General features: G+C 69.1%; 15 protein-coding genes. 12 read left to right on the forward strand and 3 right to left on the reverse strand.

The window, feature by feature from the left end:
* The first annotated feature begins 281 nt into the window (after positions 1-281).
* The 4 genes from rbfA to NJ4_RS23525 all read left to right on the forward strand — a co-directional run bounded on the left by rbfA (position 282) and on the right by NJ4_RS23525 (position 3,683).
* Positions 282-761, forward strand: coding sequence for a 30S ribosome-binding factor RbfA (rbfA, locus tag NJ4_RS23510; RefSeq protein ID WP_067441426.1), 480 nt, complete (start codon positions 282-284; stop codon positions 759-761).
* A complete protein-coding gene (gene truB / locus NJ4_RS23515; protein WP_281178382.1) occupies positions 758-1,636 on the forward strand; it encodes a tRNA pseudouridine(55) synthase TruB in 879 nt (292 codons plus the stop codon). Before rbfA ends, truB begins: the two co-directional genes overlap by 4 nt.
* Before the next feature lie 133 nt (positions 1,637-1,769).
* Positions 1,770-2,708 (forward strand): bifunctional riboflavin kinase/FAD synthetase, encoded by a 939-nt coding sequence (locus NJ4_RS23520; RefSeq protein WP_067441429.1) that lies wholly within the window; start codon positions 1,770-1,772, stop codon positions 2,706-2,708.
* Between the two features lie 3 nt (positions 2,709-2,711).
* Positions 2,712-3,683, forward strand: a complete 972-nt coding sequence (locus NJ4_RS23525) for a hypothetical protein (protein ID WP_067441434.1) — start codon at positions 2,712-2,714, stop codon at positions 3,681-3,683.
* Between the two features lie 45 nt (positions 3,684-3,728).
* Here NJ4_RS23525 and NJ4_RS23530 read toward each other — a convergent pair whose 3' ends face one another.
* Together NJ4_RS23530 and NJ4_RS23535 are read right to left on the reverse strand one after the other, a co-directional pair.
* Positions 3,729-4,367, reverse strand: a complete 639-nt coding sequence (locus NJ4_RS23530) for a LuxR C-terminal-related transcriptional regulator (protein WP_067441437.1) — start codon at positions 4,365-4,367, stop codon at positions 3,729-3,731.
* Positions 4,319-5,482, reverse strand: a complete 1,164-nt coding sequence (locus NJ4_RS23535) for a sensor histidine kinase (RefSeq protein WP_067441441.1) — start codon at positions 5,480-5,482, stop codon at positions 4,319-4,321. The genes NJ4_RS23530 and NJ4_RS23535 overlap by 49 nt, the downstream gene beginning before the upstream one ends.
* A gap of 139 nt (positions 5,483-5,621) precedes the next feature.
* Between NJ4_RS23535 and NJ4_RS23540 the strand changes: the two genes are divergently transcribed.
* Both NJ4_RS23540 and NJ4_RS23545 read left to right on the forward strand, forming a co-directional pair.
* A complete protein-coding gene (locus NJ4_RS23540; protein WP_067441446.1) occupies positions 5,622-7,778 on the forward strand; it encodes an MMPL family transporter in 2,157 nt (718 codons plus the stop codon).
* A gap of 134 nt (positions 7,779-7,912) precedes the next feature.
* On the forward strand, positions 7,913-10,033 hold the full coding sequence (locus NJ4_RS23545; protein ID WP_067441449.1) for an MMPL family transporter: 2,121 nt from the start codon (positions 7,913-7,915) through the stop codon (positions 10,031-10,033).
* Here NJ4_RS23545 and NJ4_RS23550 read toward each other — a convergent pair.
* Positions 10,028-12,139, reverse strand: coding sequence for a molybdopterin-dependent oxidoreductase (locus NJ4_RS23550; protein WP_067441452.1), 2,112 nt, complete (start codon positions 12,137-12,139; stop codon positions 10,028-10,030). The two genes, NJ4_RS23545 and NJ4_RS23550, sit on opposite strands and share 6 nt — an antisense overlap.
* A gap of 125 nt (positions 12,140-12,264) precedes the next feature.
* On the opposite strand from NJ4_RS23550, the gene NJ4_RS23555 reads away from it, so the two are divergent.
* The 6 genes from NJ4_RS23555 to NJ4_RS23580 all read left to right on the forward strand — a co-directional run bounded on the left by NJ4_RS23555 (position 12,265) and on the right by NJ4_RS23580 (position 19,312).
* Positions 12,265-12,894, forward strand: a complete 630-nt coding sequence (locus NJ4_RS23555; protein WP_067441454.1) for a hypothetical protein — start codon at positions 12,265-12,267, stop codon at positions 12,892-12,894.
* Positions 12,895-12,920: 26 nt separating this feature from the next.
* Complete coding sequence (locus NJ4_RS23560; protein WP_217996974.1) at positions 12,921-14,120, forward strand: sulfite oxidase; 1,200 nt, start codon at positions 12,921-12,923, stop codon at positions 14,118-14,120.
* A gap of 52 nt (positions 14,121-14,172) precedes the next feature.
* A complete protein-coding gene (locus NJ4_RS23565; protein ID WP_067441465.1) occupies positions 14,173-14,862 on the forward strand; it encodes a hypothetical protein in 690 nt (229 codons plus the stop codon).
* Positions 14,863-15,042: 180 nt separating this feature from the next.
* Complete coding sequence (gene rpsO, locus NJ4_RS23570; protein ID WP_067441468.1) at positions 15,043-15,318, forward strand: 30S ribosomal protein S15; 276 nt, start codon at positions 15,043-15,045, stop codon at positions 15,316-15,318.
* Positions 15,319-15,713: 395 nt separating this feature from the next.
* Positions 15,714-17,948, forward strand: a complete 2,235-nt coding sequence (locus NJ4_RS23575; RefSeq protein WP_067441477.1) for a polyribonucleotide nucleotidyltransferase — start codon at positions 15,714-15,716, stop codon at positions 17,946-17,948.
* 2 nt (positions 17,949-17,950) lie between these two features.
* Positions 17,951-19,312: a M16 family metallopeptidase gene (locus tag NJ4_RS23580; RefSeq protein ID WP_082749085.1), complete on the forward strand. Its 1,362-nt coding sequence runs from the start codon at positions 17,951-17,953 to the stop codon at positions 19,310-19,312.
* Positions 19,313-19,371 lie beyond the last annotated feature (59 nt).

Raw genomic sequence — 19,371 nt, forward strand, 5'->3', positions numbered from 1 at the left:
CCGCCTCGTCGGTGTGTACGGGGTTCGCGTTGATGCGGCCTGCGCCGCACCAACCCGGGGCGCTGCGGCGGCGCGTCGCGCGGAAGCGTCTCCTTTGCTGCTCGTCGCTGCGCGCGCCGCGGCCAAGCCCCTTTACGCCGCCCCGGGCTGGCGCGGCTCCGGCCGCAGGTCGTCACCCCGTCCAGGCCGATGCAGTCCCGCCCACAACCGGACCCGTCAATGCGGGGACCTAGACTCATTCTTCGCGGGCTTGTCCCGCGCACGTACTTCCAGGAGGAACCATGGCCAGCCCACGGGTTCGCAAGATTGCGGACCGGATCAAGATCATCGTCGCCGAGATGCTGGAGCGGAGGGTCAAAGACCCGCGTCTGGGTTTCGTGACCGTCACCGACGTGCGCGTCTCCGGCGACAGCCAGCACGCGACGGTGTTCTACACGGTGCTCGGCGAGGAGGAGTCGCTGGCGGGCACGGCGGCGGCACTGGAGTCGGCCAAGGGACTGATCCGCGCCGAGGTGGGCAAGCAGCTGGGCATCCGCCACGTTCCGACCCTGGAGTTCATCCACGACGCGCTGCCGGAGACGGCTCGCCAGCTGGACGACGTCCTGGCCCGGGCCAGGCAGATCGACGAGCAGGTCGCCGCGACCCGCGAGGGTGCGACGTACGCCGCCGGTGAGGACGCCTACAAGAAGCCCCGGGTCGACGAGGGCACCGCCGACGACGGTGCGGTCGACGCGGACACCGCCGAGGCCGACGAGGCGTGAACGCAGCGGGTGCTGCCGGACTGGTCGTCGTCGACAAGCCCGGCGGCATGACCTCGCACGACGTGGTGGCGCGGGTACGCCGCCTGGCCGGCACCCGCAAGGTCGGCCATGCCGGCACCCTCGACCCGATGGCCACCGGCGTGCTGGTGCTCGGGGTCAACCGGGCCACCCGGCTGCTCGGACACCTGATGCTGACCGAGAAGGAGTACGACGCCACGGTGCGTCTGGGCGTCGCGACGACCACTGACGACGCTGAGGGCGAGGTCCTCGAGACGACGCCGGCCGGGCACCTGGGCGAGGACGCGATCCGTTCGGCGCTCGAACAGTTCGTCGGCGCCATCGACCAGGTGCCGACCGCGGTGTCGGCGATCAAGGTCGACGGCAAGCGCGCCTACCAGCGCGTCCGCGACGGCGAGACCGTCGAGCTCAAGGCCCGCCCGGTCACCGTTCATTCGCTGGAGGTGCTCGATCACAGGGTCGTCGGCGACTGGCTGGACGTCGACATCTCGGTGCGCTGCTCGAGCGGCACCTACATCCGCGCGATCGCCCGCGACGTCGGTGCGGCACTGGGCGTCGGCGGGCATCTGACTGCCTTGCGGCGCACGGCGGTCGGCGGCTTCGACCTCTCCGTCGCACGCACGCTCGATCAGCTCGATGACGAGTTCACGATGGTGCCGATCGCGGACGCGGCACGGGCCACCTTCCCGGCGTACGAGCTCGACGAGCAGCAGTCGGTCGACGTACGGGTGGGGCGCAAGCTGGCGATCGAGCTGGCCGAGCTCACCGCGGTCTTCGCCCCCGACGGCGAGTTCCTCGCCCTCTACGAGCCGGTGTCGCCCGGCCTGGCGAAGCCCACCGCCGTCTTCACCGGATAGTTCCTGACGATCCCGTGGGTTTGCGCGGTGATCCCTGACGTCTCCGCGCGAGAGCTGATGCACGGAAACGTCAGGGACCGTCCCGGAACCCCACGGAAACGTCAGGGACCATCGATATGGGAGAGTTCTGGCTGTGCAGATCTGGCGTTCACTGACCGACGTGCCCGACGGCCTCGGTCGCACCGTGGTGACGATTGGCAACTTCGACGGGGTCCACCTGGGTCATCAGCACGTCGTACGACGATCGCGTGAGGTGGCCGACGAGCTCGGCATCGCCCACGTCGTCGCGGTGACCTTCGACCCGCACCCGATGGCCGTGCTCCGCCCCGAGCACGCCCCCTCGAGCCTGTGCTCGATCGAGGAGCGCGCGACGCTGCTCAACCGGGCCGGGGCCGACGGTGTGCTGGCGATCCCGTTCGACCGCGAGATCGCGACCTGGACCCCGGAGGAGTTCATCGACCGGGTGCTGGTCGAGACCCTGCACACCAAGGCCGTCGTGGTCGGCGCCAACTTCCGCTTCGGCAACCGTGCTGCGGGCGACGTCGCGACCCTGCGCGAGGCGGGGGAGAGCCGTGACTTCACCGCTGAGGGCATCGCCCTCGACGGCGGCCCCCAGGTCTGGTCCTCCACCTATGTCCGCACCTGCCTGGCCGCCGGCGACGTCTCAGGAGCCGCGGAGGCGCTGGGACGGCCGGCGACGATCCACGGTGTCGTCGTCAAGGGCGACCAACGGGGTCGCGAGCTCGGCTTTCCCACTGCCAACGTGCCCACCACCGACCTGGTCGCGGTGCCCGCCGACGGCGTGTACGCCGGCTGGTTGCAGCGCTGCGACACCGACGAGCGGTTTCCAGCGGCGATCAGTGTCGGCAGCAACCCGACCTTCGACGGAGTGCGCGAGCGCCGGGTCGAGTCCTACGTGCTGGACCGCACCGACCTCGACCTCTACGGCGTCGAGGTCGAGGTCTCGTTCATCGAGCGGATTCGGGGCATGGTCAAGTTCGAGGGCATCGAGAAGCTCGTCGACACCATGAACGACGACGTCGTGCGCACCCGCGAGATCCTCGGGGTCTGACCCGTGGCCCCGGTCGAGGACGTCCGCGCGGTCGAGAGCTGGTTCGTCGCCAACGGGCTTCCCTACTTCGTCGACGAGATCCGCGAGGACGTCACGAAGCGTCTGCGACCGGCACGCCTGGTCAGCGTGCTGCTGGTCGGCCTCGTGCTGGCCGCCCCGATCGGCCTGGGCGTCGGCCTCTGGGCGGACCGATGGTCCTACGGAGTCTCCAGCGCCCTGACCACGGTTGCGGTGATCTTCGCTCTCTACGCCCTGCTGACCCTGAAGGCGTGGCTCTGGATCAGGTGGGCCGCCGGCCAGACCCTCGGCTCACTCAGCCTGATGGTGCCCCTGGTGACCCGGGCTCTGCCGCTGCTCCTGCTGTTCATCACGTTCCTGTTCATCAACGCCGAGGTGTGGCAGGTCGGTGCGACCCTCGACGGCGGCATCATGTGGGCCGCGGTGATGCTCTTCGCTGCGTTCGCGGTCGGCTTCCTGCTCTCCCGGCTGCCCGAGGAGCTCGAGGCCTTCGACGGCCACCTCGACATCGACGCGCTCGCCGGAGCCTGCCGGGGGACGCCGCTCGAGGGCGAGGCGGACCGCATGCGCGCGAACCACGCCCAGCTGCCGATCGCCGCGGAGGTGGCCGGGCTGCAGAAGGCCAATCTGGTGCTGGTGCTGCTGGTTGCCCAGATCGTGCAGGTGATGCTGCTGTCCCTGTCGGTCTTCGGCTTCTTCATCCTGTTCGGGCTGGTGGCGATGGACGACTCGGTCATCGAGATCTGGGTCGGTCACGAACCCGAGACGTTGCTCGGGCCGATCAGTCGCGAGCTCGTGCAGGTGTCGGTCTTCCTGGCCGCGTTCAGCGGTCTCTACTTCGCGGTCTACGCGGTCACCGATGAGCTCTACCGCAAGCAGTTCTTCACCTCGATCACCCACGAGCTCGAGCGCGCGGTCAGCGCCCGGGTGGTCTACCGCGCCATGCGCCGGGGTTGAGCGCTGAGGTGGTTGCGCCCTGACCGCCACTTCAGCACTCGACCGTCAGACGCGGAGCCAGGCCAACACGGCGCGGACCCGGCGGTTGTCGTCCTCGGCGACCGGGAGGTCGAGCTTGGCGAAGATGCTGTTGGTGTGCTTGGCCACGGCCTTCTCACTCACGAAGAGCGCGCTGGCGATGGCCTGGTTCGACCGGCCCTCGGCCATCAGCGCGAGCACCTCCTGCTCGCGTGCGGTGAGCCGGTCGACCGGCTCCTCACGCTTGGCCATGATCGTCGCGATCACCTCGGGGTCGATGACGGTTCCGCCGGCCACCACCCGGCGTACGCCGTCGACGAACTCACCGACGTTGGCCACCCGGTCCTTGAGCAGGTAGCCGATCGCGCCCTGACCGCTGGCCAGCAGCTCGCGGGCGTAGAGCTGCTCGACGTACTGCGAGAGCACCATCACCGGGAAGCCGGGCCGCTCGGCGCGCACCGCCACCGCGGCCTTGAGGCCCTCGTCGGTGAACGTCGGCGGCATGCGTACGTCGAGCACGGCACCCTCGGCGTCGTTGTCGCGCAGGGCGGTGGCCAACGTGGTGGCGTTGTCGACGGCCGCCACGATGGTGCAGCCGTTGGCCTCGAGCAGCCGGATCAGGCCGTCCCTGAGGAGGGCATTGTCTTCGGCGACGACAAGACGCACGGAACCTCCAAGGTGATCAGGGTCGGCCCGTCGGCGGGACTCGACACCCTCATCGTGCCGTCAAAGGCGGCCAGCCGTCGCATGACCCCCCGCATGCCGGTTCCCCGATTCGGATCGGCACCACCGCGACCGTCGTCCCCGACTGTCGTCGACAAGGTGCCCTCGGCCCATGCCAGCTCGACCCAGCCGTTCGCGGCGCCCGCGTGCTTGCCGATGTTGGCCAGGCACTCGGCGACCGCGAAGTAGACCGCCGACTCCACCGGCGCCGGCGGCCGGCCAGACAGCCCGTTCTGAACCCGCACCGGCACGGCCATGTCCAGCGCCAGCGCCTCGACGGCGCCGGAGAGACCCCGGTCGGCGAGCACCGGGGGATGGATGCCCCGCACCACCGAGCGCAGGTCGCCCAGGGCGGCGCCGGTGGTGTCGCGAGCCTCGGTGACGAGCTTGTGGGCCGCCTCCGGGTCGCGGGCGAACAGGTCCTCGGCCAGACCGAGTGTCATGCCCAGGGCGACCAACCTGGCCTGGGCGCCGTCGTGCAGGTCGCGCTCGATGCGCCGCAGCTCGGCCGCCGAGTGGTCGACGGTGGCGGCGCGCGACTCGGTCAGGCTGGCCACGCGGCGTTCGAGCTTCTCGGTGTGGCCCTGGCTGAGCAGCACCCGGTCGAGGCTGGTCCGCAGTCGCATGATGTGCGGGGCGCCGTACCACCAGAACGCGCCAGTCACCACGATCAGCAGCAACAGCACCGTGAGCAGCGACAGCACGAACCCGATCGGCACGATCACCAGCGCCCAGGTCAGCTCGCGCCAGGTCATCGGGTCGGTCGCCCAGATCTGCAGTCGCTTCATCAGCGGTGCGCCGTCGGTGGGCAGACGGTTCGCCGGGACGGCATAGCCCAGGGTGCGTGCGGCCATCTGGCGGTGCTGGTCGGTGATCCAGTGCAGGGCCGGCAACGCGGCCAGCATGATCGGGATGCCGACAGTGACCACGGTCAGGACGCCACCGACCACGACGAACACGACCGTGACGAGCACGAGCGGGAACATCAGCAGGTGGAGCGCCGCGAACCCGGTGAGTTGCAGGGGGCTCGGCGGCTTCTCAGGGTGGCCAGTGTCCATGCAGCCATCCTCCCCGATGGCCCGGCGACCGGCAGTGGTGCTGGGTCCACCTTCGGTGTGGAACCAGCGCCCCTGACCGCGGGGCGTCGCGCCACAAGGCTGGAGCCATCACCTCAACCAGCCCTGAAGGAGCACGGTCATGGCCGTCCACAATCCGCTCGCCGGAGTCTCGCTCGCCGCCGCCCGCTGGAGCGCCTCCCACCCCTGGCGGGCCATCCTCGCCTGGGTCGCCTTCGTCGCCGTCTCGGTCGGCATCGCCATGGCGGTGCCGACGGTCGAGGCCGACGAGGACGACTACTACATGGGGGAGTGGGGCGAGGCCACGCAGATGATCGAGGACGCCGGCCTCGACAACCCCGACAGCGAGGTCGTGCTGATCACCGCCGACGGCGACCTCGACGCAGTCAGGGCGGAGGCAGCGGCGGCGGAGCTGACCGAGCGGATGCGGGCCACCGACGGTGTCGACGCCGTCGCCGAGCCCCAGTGGAGTGAAGACCGGTCCGCGCTGCTGGTCTCGGTGCAGCTGGCCCGCGACCAAGAGGACGTCACGGACCTGCAAGCGGTGACCGAGGACGTCGCCGCAGACCACACCGACCTGCGGATCGGCCAGGCCGGAGACAACTCCGTCGACGACGCGATCAACGACCAGGTCGCCGACGATCTTTCCTCGGCCGAGGCGACCAGTGTGCCGATCACGCTGATCCTCATGCTGATCGCCTTCGGTGCCCTGATCGCAGCCGGTCTCCCCGTGCTGCTCGCCGCGACCAGCGTCGCGGCCACCATGGGCCTGACCGCACCGCTGTCGCACCTCATCCATGCCGAGACCACTGTCAGCAGCATGATCGTGCTGATCGGCATGGCGGTGGGCGTCGACTACTCGTTGTTCTACCTCAAGCGCGAACGTGAGGAACGCGCCAAGGGCCACACCACCCTGGACGCCGTCGAGATCGCCGCCGAGACCTCCGGCCACTCGATCCTGGTCTCCGGGTTCGCTGTCATCGCGTCGATGAGCGGTCTGTTCGTCGTCGGTGGCGCCACCTTCAACTCGCTGGCCGCCGGCTCGATCCTGGTGGTGGCGATCGCCGTGCTCGGCTCCATCACCGTGTTGCCTGCTCTCCTGGTCAAGCTCGGCCGCTGGGTCGACCGCCCGCGGGTGCCGCTCCTGTGGCGGTTGAACCGGCGCATCGGGACCGGTGGCATCAGCAGCCGCATCCTCACCCCGGTGGTACGCCGGCCCGTGGCCGCCCTGGCCGTCTCGGTCTTCGTCGTCGGCGCCCTCGCCGTGCCGGCCCTGGGCATGAAGCTGCACTCGGGCAGCCTCGAGACGCTTCCGGCGAAGATCACCGAGGTGCAGACCCTGCGCGCCGTCGCCGACAAGTTCCCCGGCGAGGGACCGGTGGCCGAGGTCGTCGTGCACGGCGGCACCGACGCACGCGCCGCACTCGACCGGGTGCAGGAGGACGCGCTGGCAACGGGACGCTTCGTCCCCGCCGGTGATGAGCCGATCCGGACGTCGAAGGACGGCGACACCTCCGTGCTCACCCTGGCCATGCCGTACGAAGAGGCCGACGACAGGGTCGACCGCGCCGTGGAGACCCTGCGTGACGACGTGCTGCCACCGGTGCTCGACGACACCGGCGCGACCTACGCGGTGGGCGGTGACGCGGCGTCGTCGTACGACATGGTCGACCACCTCAACACCTTCCTGCCGTTGGTCATCGGCTTCATCCTGCTGCTGACGATGCTGATGATGGGCGTCGCCTTCCGCAGCGTGCCGATCGCGCTGATCTCCACGGGACTGAACCTGATGTCGGTGGGTGTGGCGTTCGGCCTGATCACGCTGGTCTTCCAGCACGGCTGGGGTGCCGAGATGCTCGACTTCACCAAGCCCGGCTACATCATCGACTGGATCCCGATGTTCGTGCTGGTCGTGCTCGTGGGCCTCTCGATGGACTACCACGTGTTCGTGCTGAGCCGGGTCCGTGAGCACGTGCGGGCCGGGCTGCCCGCCCGGCTGGCGGTCGAGAAGGGCATCGGCGACACCGCCGGCGTGGTGACCAGCGCGGCTGCCGTCATGGTCTCGGTGTTCGCGATCTTCGCGACGCTGAGCATGATGGAGATGAAGATGATGGGCGTCGGGCTCTCGGCCGCGATCCTCATCGACGCCACCGTGATCCGGCTGGTGATGCTGCCCGCGATCCTGGTGCTGCTGGGCGACCGGGCCTGGCCCGGACGGTCCAGGGCGCCGCGTGGGGAGCGGGTCGAGGAGACCGACCCGGGCTACGAGCTGGTCTGACCGGGGTGCCGCGATGAATTCGTGGTGTGGCGGGAGTCGACATCTCCGCCACACCACACCCTGACGGAGATGAGGGTTCACCTCAGGGTTTATCCGGATGCGCAACACCACCGAATGCTGGGAGCCTGAACAACATGCACCGTCAGATTGCCGGAAAGCTCACCGGCCGCGTCACCAAGTGGATCGTCGTCGTCTTCTGGCTCGGCCTGATGGTCGTGGCCTCGGGATATGCCCAGAAGCTGACCGACGTGCAGAACAACGAAGCCGCCTCCTGGCTGCCCGGAGACGCCGAGTCCACTCTCGCGTTGGAGAAGTTGGACAAGTTCCAGGACCCCGACGAGATCCCGACCATCGTGGTCTATCAGCGGGACGGCGGACTGACCGCGGCCGACAAGGCGGCGATCGGCGAGCAGACGGTCGAGCTGGGCAAGCTGAAGGGCGTCACGAAGCCGGTGGCCGACCCCTTCAGCGTGCCCACCGGCGTGTCGAAGGACGGTGAGGTGGCCCAGACCCTGGTCACCTTCGACTTCGGCAAGGACGGGTGGAACGAGATGCCCGGCACGGTCGACAAGATCCGCGACATCGCGCCCGAGGGCGACGGACTCCAGGTCCACGTCGCCGGGGGCGGCGGACAGGCCGCCGACTCGGCCGAGGCGTTCGAGGGCCTCGACTCCAACCTGCTCTTCGCCGCCGGTGGCGTGGTCATCATCATCCTGCTGCTCACCTACCGCAGCCCGGTCCTGTGGTTGCTGCCGGTGATCTCGGCGGTGGTGGCGCTGTTCGTCGCGCAGGCGGTGATCTACTTCGCCGCCGAGTACGGCGACCTCACCGTCAACGGACAGAGCCAGGGCATCCTGACCGTGCTCGTCTTCGGAGCCGGCACCGACTACGCCTTGTTGCTGGTCGCCAGATATCGAGAAGAGCTCCGTCGACATGAGGACCGGCACGAGGCGATGGCCTTCGCCCTGCACCGAGCCGCACCGGCCATCGTGGCCAGTGCCGCGACCGTGATCCTCGGCATGCTGTGCCTGCTCTTCGCGGACATGAACTCCACGGCCGGCCTGGGCCCGGTGGCCGCGATCGGCATCGGTGTCGCCCTGCTGGTGATGATCACCCTGCTGCCCGCGCTGCTGGTGGTCACGGGCCGGTGGATCTTCTGGCCCAAGCGGCCCGCGTTCGACACCGCGGAGCCGACCTCGACGGGCTTCTGGGCCCGCCTGGGCAACCGGATCTCGGTCTCGCCGCGCAAGGTCTGGATCGTTACGTCGGTCCTGCTCGCGATCGCCTGCCTCGGCCTGTTCAAGCTCGACGCCAACGGGCTGACCAACGAGGAGCAGTACACCAAGGAGTTCGACTCGATCGTCGGGCAGAAGGTGCTCAACGCCCACGACATGGCCGACACGTCGTCCCCGTTGATGGTGGCCGCGAACACGGCCGAGGCACCGGCGGTGGAGGAGGCGCTCAAGGGCGTCGACGGTCTCGGGCCGACGTTCGTCTCACCTGACGCCGGCGGCACGACACTGGTCAGCGCGCCGCTGACCACGGACGCGACGTCGCAGGACTCCTTCGCCACGGTCGAGCGGGCACGTGACGCGGTCGGCAAGGTGGACGGGTCCGATGCCCTGGTGGGCGGCACCAGCGCCATCCTGCTGGACATGGACCACGCCAACAACCACGACAACCAGGTGATCATCCCGCTGGTGCTGCTCGTGGTGATGGTGATCCTGATGGTCCTGCTGCGGGCGTTGCTGGCACCGCTGCTGCTGATGCTGACCGTGGTCCTGTCGTTCGGGGCCGCGCTGGGCCTGAGCGCGCTGCTGTTCCACTACGTGTTCGGGTTTGCCGGAGCTGATGCGTCGCTCCCGCTGTTCGTCTTCGTGTTCCTGGTGGCACTGGGCATCGACTACAACATCTTCCTGATGACCCGGGTCCGTGAGGAGACGGCGACGGTGGGCACCCGCAAGGGAGCTCTGGTGGCGCTGGCCGCGACCGGTGGTGTGATCACCTCGGCCGGGCTGGTGCTCGCCGCGACGTTCCTCGTCCTGGGCACGATGCCGCTGGTCGCGTTCGCCGAGATCGGGGTCGCGGTGGCGTTGGGCGTCATGCTCGACACCATGGTCGTGCGCTCGGTGCTGGTCACCGCGCTGAACCTCGACCTGGGCAGCAAGATCTGGTGGCCGAGCCGCCTGGACCGGGATTCCGGGACGGACGCCGACAAGTCGGGCGAGCCCGAGCTGGTCAGCACGCCGTCATGATCGTGACGCCGAGACGGTCACGGGGACGCCGCTGAGTGCGGCGTTTCCGCTGACGTCGAGGCGCTCGGGGTCCGTGAGGTCGTTGATGGAAACACCGACCACCTCACGGGCCCGCCCCATCAGGACGCCGTCGCGTTGGTGTCCGTAGCCGTGGGGGAGTGAGACCACACCGGGCATCATGTCGTCGGTGGCGCTGACCTCCACCCGCACCTCGCCCACGCGGGACCGCACCGTGACCGTCGAGCCGTCGGCGATGCCGCGCTCGGTCAGGTCGGTGCCGTTCATCATCAGCTGGTGTCGGGGCTGGCCCTTGGTGAGTCGTTCGGAGTTGTGCATCCAGGAGTTGCAGTCCTGCTTGTGGCGGCGTCCGATCAGCAGCAGCTCACCGGATTCGGGCAGCGCCTCCTCCAGCAGGCGGGCGACGTCGTCGAGCACCAGCGTGGGCGCGGTGTCGATGCGACCGTCGGCGGTCTGCAGGCGCCCGGGCAGCTGGTCGGGTTGCAGTGGCCCGAGGTCGACGCCGGACGGGTGCTTGCGCAGATCGCTGATCGTGACACCGGCCTTTCCGGTGCGCAGCAGCATGCCGATGAGGAAGGTCGGGCTCAATGTCAACCGCATGCGCTCGGTCAGGCGCTTGCGCAACGGCTTGCGCTGCTTCAGGCGGGCCGACGTACGCAGCGCGATCTCGCGGTAGATCTCCCAGTCGTGGCGCTGGTCACGGCCCTTGTCGAAGACCGCCGGGGTGAAGCGGGCGGTGTTGCGCACCGCGAGCACGTGGAAGACCAGGTCGTAGTGGTCGCGCTCGAGGGCGGTGGTCGGCGGCAGGATCACGTCGGCGTGCTGAGTGGTCTCGTTGACGTAGATGTCGACCGCGGCCATGAAGTCGAGCCCCTCGACGGCCCGCTCCAGCCGGGCGCCGTCGGGCGTGGAGAGCACCGGGTTGCCCGACAGCGTGAGCAGCGCCCGCACCTGGCCCTCACCGGGGGTCTCGATCTCCTCGGTCAGCACGGCGACCGGCAGCTCGCCGCCGAACTCCGGAAGACCGCGCACCCTGGAGCGCCACACGTCATGGTGCCCGCGCCCGATGAGACCGGTGCCGACGGCGTCGATCGCTGGGCTGGTGAACATCGTGCCGCCGACCTGGTCGAGGTTGCCGGTGACCAGGTTGAGCAGCTGCACCGCCCACTGGGCCACGGTGCCGAACCTGGTCGTGGAGACACCGATGCGGCCGTACGCCGCCGCGCCCTCGGCTCCGGCGAACTCGCGGGCGAGTCGCAGGATCTCCTCTGCCGCGAGCCCGCTGGCCCGTTCGGCGAGCTCCGGGGTGAACGTCGAGATCGCGTCCGTCACCTCCCGCAGCCCGTCGACGTACGCCGGGGGAGAGGCGAGCCCCTCGGAGAGCACGGTGCGCAGCATCGCCAGCAGGATCCAGGCGTCGGTGCCGGGGCGCACGAAGTGATGTTCGTCGGCGACCTTGGCGGTCTCGGTGCGGCGCGGGTCGAGCACGACCATGCGCCCGCCCCGGTCGTGCAGGGCGCGGAGCCGGTTGGGGAAGTCGGGCACGGTCATCAGCGACCCGTTGGAGGCCATCGGGTTGGCGCCGAAGACCAGGAAGTACGAGGTCCGGTCGAGGTCGGGGATCGGCAGCATCAACTGGTGGCCGTAGAGCAGATGTGCCAGCAGCTGGTGGGGAAGCTGGTCGACCGAGGTGGCGCTGAACTTGTTGCGGGTACGCAGCGTCTTCACCATCGCGGTGCCGTGAGTCATCGAGCCGAGGCTGTGCACGTTGGGGTTGCCCAGATAGATGCCGAGTGCGTCACGACCGTGGTCGTTGATCGCCTTCGCGAGCCCGTCGGCGACCAGGTCGAACGCCTCGTCCCAGCCGATCTCCAGCCACGCGTCGCCCACCCGGCGCACCGGTCGGCGGAGACGGTCGGGGTCGGCGTGGATGTCGCCGATGGCCACCCCCTTGGGGCAGATGTGGCCCCGGGACAGGGGATCGTCCTTGTTGCCACGCACGGCGGTGACCCGGTCGCCCTCCACCGTCAGCTCGAGCCCGCAGATCGCCTCACAGAGGTTGCACACGCCAATGCGCTTCTCACTCATCCTGCGATCGTGCCACGTTCGCGCGGTCGGGAGGAGCGCCGGCGACGCTGCTGAAGGTTTCCGTGGCTCTCGCCGGGGGATGGTGGCCCGAGTCAGCGTACCCACCACCAGGAGGGATCGGTCCCATGCCTGAGCGCACCCCAAGTTCCGTTGCCCCGGCGATCTTCGGCACGGTGTTCGCAGTGTCGGCAGTGATCCTGGGGACGATCGTCACGGAGGTGGTCGCCCGCGAATCGGTCAGGTTCGAGTCGGAGATCGAGGACCCTGTCTTCGTCTGGTTCCTGCAGGGGCTGGCGCCGATGGGGCAGACCGGTCTCATCAATGACGGGGCCGACGTCTGGTGGGTGCCGGGTTGTCTCCTCGGTCTCGTGGCCCTGGCGGTGGTCACCTTCGGGGTGACCTGGCTCGGTGTGAACGGCGCCCGGACCGGAGTCGTCGCCCTCCTCACGTCGTGGTTCGGCGTTGTCCTCGCAGCGGGTCTGGGCGGGCTCGTGAGCGCGGCGGCACACCAGCTGCACTTCCAGTCCTCCAGTGACGTGGACGTCGTCGGCCTCCAGGTGCGGATCCAGCACGGGCTCGTGGGCGGCTACTACTGGGGCGTGCTCTTCGGGTTCTTCGTCGGACTTGTCGTGCTGGTGGCGTGGTCCGTCCGCCGACCCCGGATGGCGGCTTTCGCCTCAGCCCCACCGCAGCCGTCGGCCGGGCAGCAGCCGGTCGCGCCGTCGACCAACGAGACCGGGAATCCCAAACTGTAGTAAGTCAATAATGTTAATGTATGCGCATGGATGCCCGGACCTCACGCCGTACCTTTCTGAGCAGTGCCGCAGCGGTGGGTGCGGTGATGGCTGCTCCCGGCCTGGCAGTGCGCGCGGTGGCCGGAGTGGCCGCGACCGGCCCGATCCTCAAGCCCCTGCCGGCCGACCAGTTCATCGACTTCGGCACGAATGCCGAGATGAGGTGGAGCTCGGTCAGTGCGCACGCGTATCTCACCCCCCAGTCGCGCCTGTTCGTGCGCAACCACACCAGAACCCCGGTGATCGACCCGGACACGTGGCGACTGAGGGTCTTCGGCGACGGACTGACCGCGCCGAAGGGTGAGGGCGACGCCCTTGCCCTGTCGTACGCCGAGCTGCGCCGGCTCCCGCACACGCGGGTCACCACCACGCACGAGTGCACGGGCAACGGACGCTCGTTCTTCGCGACCCAGCAGGGCCAGGCCCCGTCCGGCACCGCGTGGACCCTGGGTGCGGTGGGCACGGTCCGCTGGGAGGGGGTGCGGCTCGCGCACGTGCTGCGCCGTCTCGGCCTCAGCCCCGACGCCGTCTCGATCCAGGCCACCGGACTCGATGACCCCTATGTCTCCGGGGGAGTCGACCACGGCCGGGTACGACGACCGTTCCCGGTCGACAAGGCGCTCGACGACGCGATCCTGGCCTGGGGGATGAACGGACGGGACCTGCTGCCCGACCACGGCTTCCCGGTCCGCCTCGTGCTCCCGGGCTGGGTCGGCATCGCCAGCATCAAGTGGCTCGGATCCCTCGAGATCTCCACGCGCGAGCTCACCTCGCCGTGGAACACGAAGTGGTACCGCATGACCGGCGGCGACCACCCGGCGGACACGAAGCCGCTCACGGTCAACCCGGTGCGCTCGGCGTGGGAGCTGGCCAGGGACCAGGTCATCGAGCGCCGCCGACAGGTGACGCTCCGTGGCCGTTCCTGGAGTGGGGCCGGTGCCATCGCACGCGTCGAGGTGAGCACGGACGGCGGTGCGTCGTGGCGCGACGCGCGCCTGCTGCGTCCCGAGCGCCCCGGCGGCTGGACACAGTGGCGCTTCGACTGGGAGCGCCCCGCCCGGGGAGGCCACGTCCTGATGGCCCGGGCCACCGACTCCGCCGGACGCACCCAGCCCGACCGGACGCCGTACAACGACGGCGGATACTTCTTCGACGCCGTCGTCCGGCACCCGGTCACGGTCGCCTGATCTCGATTCGGAGCCCCGGCGACCCGGTCGCACTCCGATAGGGTCGCCCGTCATGAACATCTACCGCAGCACGCGCGGCTGGTTGGCCGGTCTCGTGGCGGCCTTCCTGTGGTTGCTCACCGAGATCGGGCTGCAGGTCATCAGGCGGGTCTTCGAGGACCAGGTCAACCGCGCCGTCAACGACGACTCGTTCCTTGCGATCTTCGCATCGCGCCAGTTGACCCTGTTCGGTCCTCGCCCGCTCCAGTGGGCCAGGCACGACGGGTGGATCCTCGCTGCGCTCGTGCTGAGTGTCGTTGTCGCGATCGTGATCGTGGGCCTGATCACCGCCCTCGCGGCGCGTGGCGCAGCGCCGGGTTCGTCGGTCTTCCCGTTGTTCCTCTCCACCTGGTTCAGCACGGTGATCGCCTCGTCGTTGGCAGCTGCGATCTACTCCCGCGTCGTCAACCGTGAGATCTACGACGTCGAGCACTCGTTCGGGGCGCAGCAGGTCCTTGACTCACTGAAGACAGGAGCGCTCCACGGGCTCCAGTTCGGCATCTTCGTGGCACTGGTCACCGCCGTGGCCTGGCTGATCATCCGGCCACGGCCTGCCGCAGCTCCGCTCGTTCCGTCAGCCCCGTCGAACCCGTACGGCGCCCGGTCCGGCGATCAGTACGCAAGCCCCGCCAGTTCCCGACCCGACGACGCGCCCGTCGTCGACGAACCGACGCGTCCGATCGAGGGTGACCAGCCTCGATGACGCCCCCGGGGCCGGTCTCTGACCGATTGGGCGTTGTGTCGGAGGCGCGATAGTCTTGACCGGTTGCCCTCAGGGGCGACATCTGCCGTCAGAACGGCCGCGGAACCATAGTGCCCGGGTGAACAGGCCCCGGCGCGCCGCGCAACGAATGAGCCCCAAGGGGCCGGAAGGAGTCCTCGAATGTCGATTGGTACCGACGCGGAGACCAAGAAGAAGATCGTCGCCGAGTATGGCAAGTCCGAGGGTGACACCGGCTCTCCCGAGGTCCAGATCGCGCTGCTCAGCCACCGCATCTCGCACCTCACCGAGCACCTGAAGTCCCACAAGCACGACCACCACAGCCGTCGTGGACTGCTGCTCCTGGTCGGTCAGCGCCGTCGCCTGCTGAACTACCTGCAGAAGACCGAGATCGAGCGCTACCGCTCGATCGTCGAGCGCCTCGGCCTCCGCCGCTGATCTCCGGAGCGGCCACCCTCAGGGTGGCCGCTCCTTCAGCATCTGAGGCAGCATTTGCCCCGGTTGCATCCGCGGGCCATGCTTGGCCTCAGCACAACTGAATACGTTGAAGCACATCACCAGGAGCGACCCGCACCACGTCCGGCCCGGTCCTCGGTAGTGGCCTTCCGAATCTCGACAAGCTCGATCACCGAGCGAGACCGCTCGATCACCGAGCGCGAGATCTGCGGGCCTCGATCGAAGACCGGCCCCGTCTCACGCGAGACAGGCGGGAACCACTTCGATGCCCCGCCCCCAACGTGAGCCTCGGGCTCAGCAGAGGCGGACGCGCGGATCGCCCCGCGAACAGAAAAGGGATTGAACCCTTGTCAGAAATCAACACTGACGGACCCGTCATCTCCGCTGTCGAGACAGTCCTCGACAACGGAAAGTTCGGCACCCGCACCGTCAAGTTCGAGACCGGGCTGCTGGCCCGTCAGGCCGCCGGTTCGGTGACCGCCTACCTCGACGACGACACGATGCTGCTCTCGGCCACCACGGCCGGCAAGCACCCCAAGGACCACTTCGACTTCTTCCCCTTGACGATCGACGTCGAGGAGCGGATGTACGCCGCCGGTCAGATCCCCGGCTCGTTCTTCCGTAGCGAAGGGCGCCCGGGCGAGGACGCGATCCTCACCTGCCGCCTGATCGACCGTCCGCTGCGCCCGACCTTCAAGAAGGGTCTGCGCAACGAGGTCCAGGTCGTCATCACCGTGATGGCCCTCAACCCCGACGCGCCGTACGACGTGCTCGCGATCAACGCCGCCTCGCTCTCCACCCAGCTCTCCGGCCTGCCGTTCTCCGGCCCGGTCGGCGGCGTCCGCGTGGCGCTGATCGAGGGCCAGTGGGTCGCCTTCCCGTCGCACAGCCAGCTCGAGACCGCGGTCTTCGACATGGTGGTCGCCGGTCGCGTGACCGACTCCGGTGACGTCGCGATCATGATGGTCGAGGCCGAGGCCACCGAGGGCGCATGGACGCTCATCCAGGGCGGCGTCCAGGCGCCGACCGAGGAGGTCGTGGCCCAGGGCCTCGACGCGGCGAAGCCGTTCATCAAGCAGCTCTGCGCAGCCCAGGCCGAGCTCGCCAAGGAGGCCGCCAAGCCGGTCCAGGAGTTCCCGATCTTCCTCGACTACGAGGACGACGCCTATGAGGCAGTCGAGGCCGCGGTGCGCGCCGAGACCGCCGAGGCGTTGACCATCGCGGGCAAGCAGGAGCGTGAGGAGAAGCTCGACGCGATCAAGGCGTCGCTCCTCGAGAAGCTCGGCGAGACCTTCGAGGGTCGCGAGAAGGAGATCGGCGCGGCGTTCCGCTCGCTGAACAAGCAGCTGGTCCGCGAGCGCGTCCTGCGCGACAAGGTGCGCATCGACGGTCGCGGCCTCGCCGACATCCGTCCGCTGCACTCCGAGGTCGGCGTGATCCCGCGCGTGCACGGCTCGGCTCTGTTCGAGCGCGGCGAGACCCAGATCCTGGGTGTCACCACGCTCAACATGCTGACCCTGGAGCAGAAGCTCGACACCCTCTCCCCGGAGAAGTCGCGCCGCTACATGCACAAGTACGTCTTCCCGCCGTTCTCCACCGGTGAGACCGGTCGCGTGGGCTCGCCCAAGCGCCGCGAGGTCGGCCACGGTGCGCTCGCGCGCCGCGCCCTCCTGCCCGTGCTGCCGACTCGCGAGGAGTTCCCCTACGCGATCCGCCAGCTCTCCGAGGCCATGGGCTCCAACGGCTCCACCTCGATGGGCTCGGTCTGCGCCTCGACCCTGTCGCTCCTGCAGGCGGGTGTCCCGCTGCGGGCCGCCGTCGCCGGCATCGCGATGGGCCTCATCTCCGACGAGGTCGACGGCGAGACGCGCTATGTCGCGCTGACCGACATCCTCGGCGCCGAGGACGCCTTCGGTGACATGGACTTCAAGGTCGCCGGCACCAAGGAGTTCGTGACCGCGCTCCAGCTCGACACCAAGCTCGACGGCATCCCCGCCGAGGTCCTCGCCGGCGCGCTGACCCAGGCCCGCGAGGCCCGTCACGCGATCCTCGAGGTGATGGCCGAGGCCATCGACACTCCCGACGAGATGTCGGTGCACGCCCCGCGGATCATCAGCGTGCGCGTGCCCGTCGACAAGATCGGCGAGGTCATCGGCCCGAAGGGCAAGGTCATCAACCAGATCCAGGACGACACGGGTGCGAGCCTGTCGATCGAGGACGACGGCACGGTCTACATCGGTGCGACCAACGGTGAGGCGGCCGAGGCCGCGCGTGCCATGGTCAACGCGATCGCCAACCCGACCATGCCCGAGGTCGGCGAGCGCTACCTCGGCACCGTCGTCAAGACGACCAACTTCGGCGCGTTCGTCTCGCTGCTCCCGGGCAAGGACGGCCTGCTGCACATCAGCAAGCTCCGTTCGCTGGCCGGCGGCAAGCGTGTCGACGCCGTCGAGGACGTCGTCTCCGTGGGCCAGAAGGTCCAGGTCCAGATCGCTGAGATCGACGACCGCGGCAAGCTCTCGCTGATCCCCGTCGTCGAGGAGTCCGCCGACTCCTCCGACGACGCGGACGAGGCCGCCGAGGCGCCTGCTGAGGGTGTCGACGAAGGCTGAGTGTGAGTTCTCGTAACAATCGGGCGACCGGCCAGCAGTCTTCTGCTGGCCGGTCGTCCGTTCCCCAGAAGGTCGGCTCGACCCGCACGCTGTTGACCGTCAAGGGCGACGACGGCCAGGTGCTCTCCCGCGTCCGCCGGACCGTCCTGCCGGGCGGGCTGCGTGTGGTGACCGAGCAGATGGCCGGGGTCCGCTCGGCCTGCATCGGGGTGTGGGTCGGCGTCGGCTCCCGCGACGAGACGCCTGCGCTGCACGGCGCCTCGCACTTCCTCGAGCACCTGCTCTTCAAGGGCACCCGTGAGCGCTCGGCGATGGACATCTCCGTCGCCCTCGACGCCGTCGGCGGCGAGTTCAACGCGTTCACCGCCAAGGAGTACACCTGCTTCCACGCCCGTGTGCTCGACCATGACCTGCCCCTGGCGGTCGACGTGATCGGCGACATGATCACCAACTCACAGCTCACCTCCGAGGACGTCGAGGCCGAGCGTGACGTGATCCTTGACGAGATCGCGATGCATGACGACGACCCGGACGACGTGGTGCACAACCTGTTCGCCGAGCAGGCGTACGGCGACACACCGCTGGGTCGTCCGATCGCGGGCACCGAGGCCTCGATCACGGCATTGACCCGGGCCCAGATCAGCCGGTTCTACAAGCACCACTACCGCGCGGCGAACATGGTGGTGGCAGTGGCGGGCAACCTCGACCATGCGGCCGTCGTGCGTGACGTGCGCAAGGCGTTCGGCCGCAACGGCTTTTTGCGCGGTGACGACCTGCCGCGCAGCCCCAAGATCTCGGCGGTCTCACGCAAGCTGCGTCCCGGCACGATCACGGCCACGCGTGCCCTGGAGCAGGTCAACGTGGTGCTGGGCGTCAACGGGGTGACCCGCAGCGACGAGCGTCGCTTCGCCCTCGGCGTGCTGAACACCGCCATCGGCGGCGGCACCTCGTCGCGACTCTTCCAGGAGGTCCGCGAGCACCGTGGGCTGGCCTACTCCGTGTTCTCCTTCGCCAGCCACCACGCCGACGCGGGCATGGTGGGGGTCTCGGTCGGTTGTCTGCCCGACAAGCTCGACCAGGTGCTCGACGTCGTGCGTGACGAGCTGCGCAAGGTGGCCCTCGACGGCATCACCGCCGAGGAGCTCGAGCGGGGCAAGGGTCAGCTGCGGGGCGGCCTGGTGCTCGGCCTGGAGGACTCCGGCTCCCGGATGTCACGCATCGGCAAGGCCGAGCTGGTCCACGACGAGCTGCTCAGCATCGACGAGGTCCTGGCCCGCATCGACGGGGTCACCCTCGACGACGTGCGCACGCTCGCGGCCGAGCTCTTCGCGCAGCCCGAGGTGCTCGCGATCGTCGGTCCCTGAGGCGCTGCACGGCCCGTCCTGCGCGCGGAACGCTGGACAGTGGAGATCTTCCGGCGTGT

The sequence above is a fragment of the Nocardioides jensenii JCM 1364 = NBRC 14755 genome, assembly GCF_001552535.1.
GTDB lineage: Bacteria > Actinomycetota > Actinomycetes > Propionibacteriales > Nocardioidaceae > Nocardioides > Nocardioides jensenii.

What these genes read in the sequence shown, in the direction of transcription:
- rbfA (WP_067441426.1), top strand. Translation starts at nt 282, where the DNA reads ATGGCCAGCCCACGGGTTCGCAAGATTGCGGACCGGATCAAGATCATC.
- NJ4_RS23535 (WP_067441441.1), bottom strand. Translation starts at nt 5,482, where the DNA reads ATGGACACTGGCCACCCTGAGAAGCCGCCGAGCCCCCTGCAACTCACC.
- NJ4_RS23540 (WP_067441446.1), top strand. Translation starts at nt 5,622, where the DNA reads ATGGCCGTCCACAATCCGCTCGCCGGAGTCTCGCTCGCCGCCGCCCGC.
- NJ4_RS23545 (WP_067441449.1), top strand. Translation starts at nt 7,913, where the DNA reads ATGCACCGTCAGATTGCCGGAAAGCTCACCGGCCGCGTCACCAAGTGG.
- NJ4_RS23550 (WP_067441452.1), bottom strand. Translation starts at nt 12,139, where the DNA reads ATGAGTGAGAAGCGCATTGGCGTGTGCAACCTCTGTGAGGCGATCTGC.
- NJ4_RS23555 (WP_067441454.1), top strand. Translation starts at nt 12,265, where the DNA reads ATGCCTGAGCGCACCCCAAGTTCCGTTGCCCCGGCGATCTTCGGCACG.
- NJ4_RS23560 (WP_217996974.1), top strand. Translation starts at nt 12,921, where the DNA reads ATGGATGCCCGGACCTCACGCCGTACCTTTCTGAGCAGTGCCGCAGCG.
- NJ4_RS23565 (WP_067441465.1), top strand. Translation starts at nt 14,173, where the DNA reads ATGAACATCTACCGCAGCACGCGCGGCTGGTTGGCCGGTCTCGTGGCG.
- rpsO (WP_067441468.1), top strand. Translation starts at nt 15,043, where the DNA reads ATGTCGATTGGTACCGACGCGGAGACCAAGAAGAAGATCGTCGCCGAG.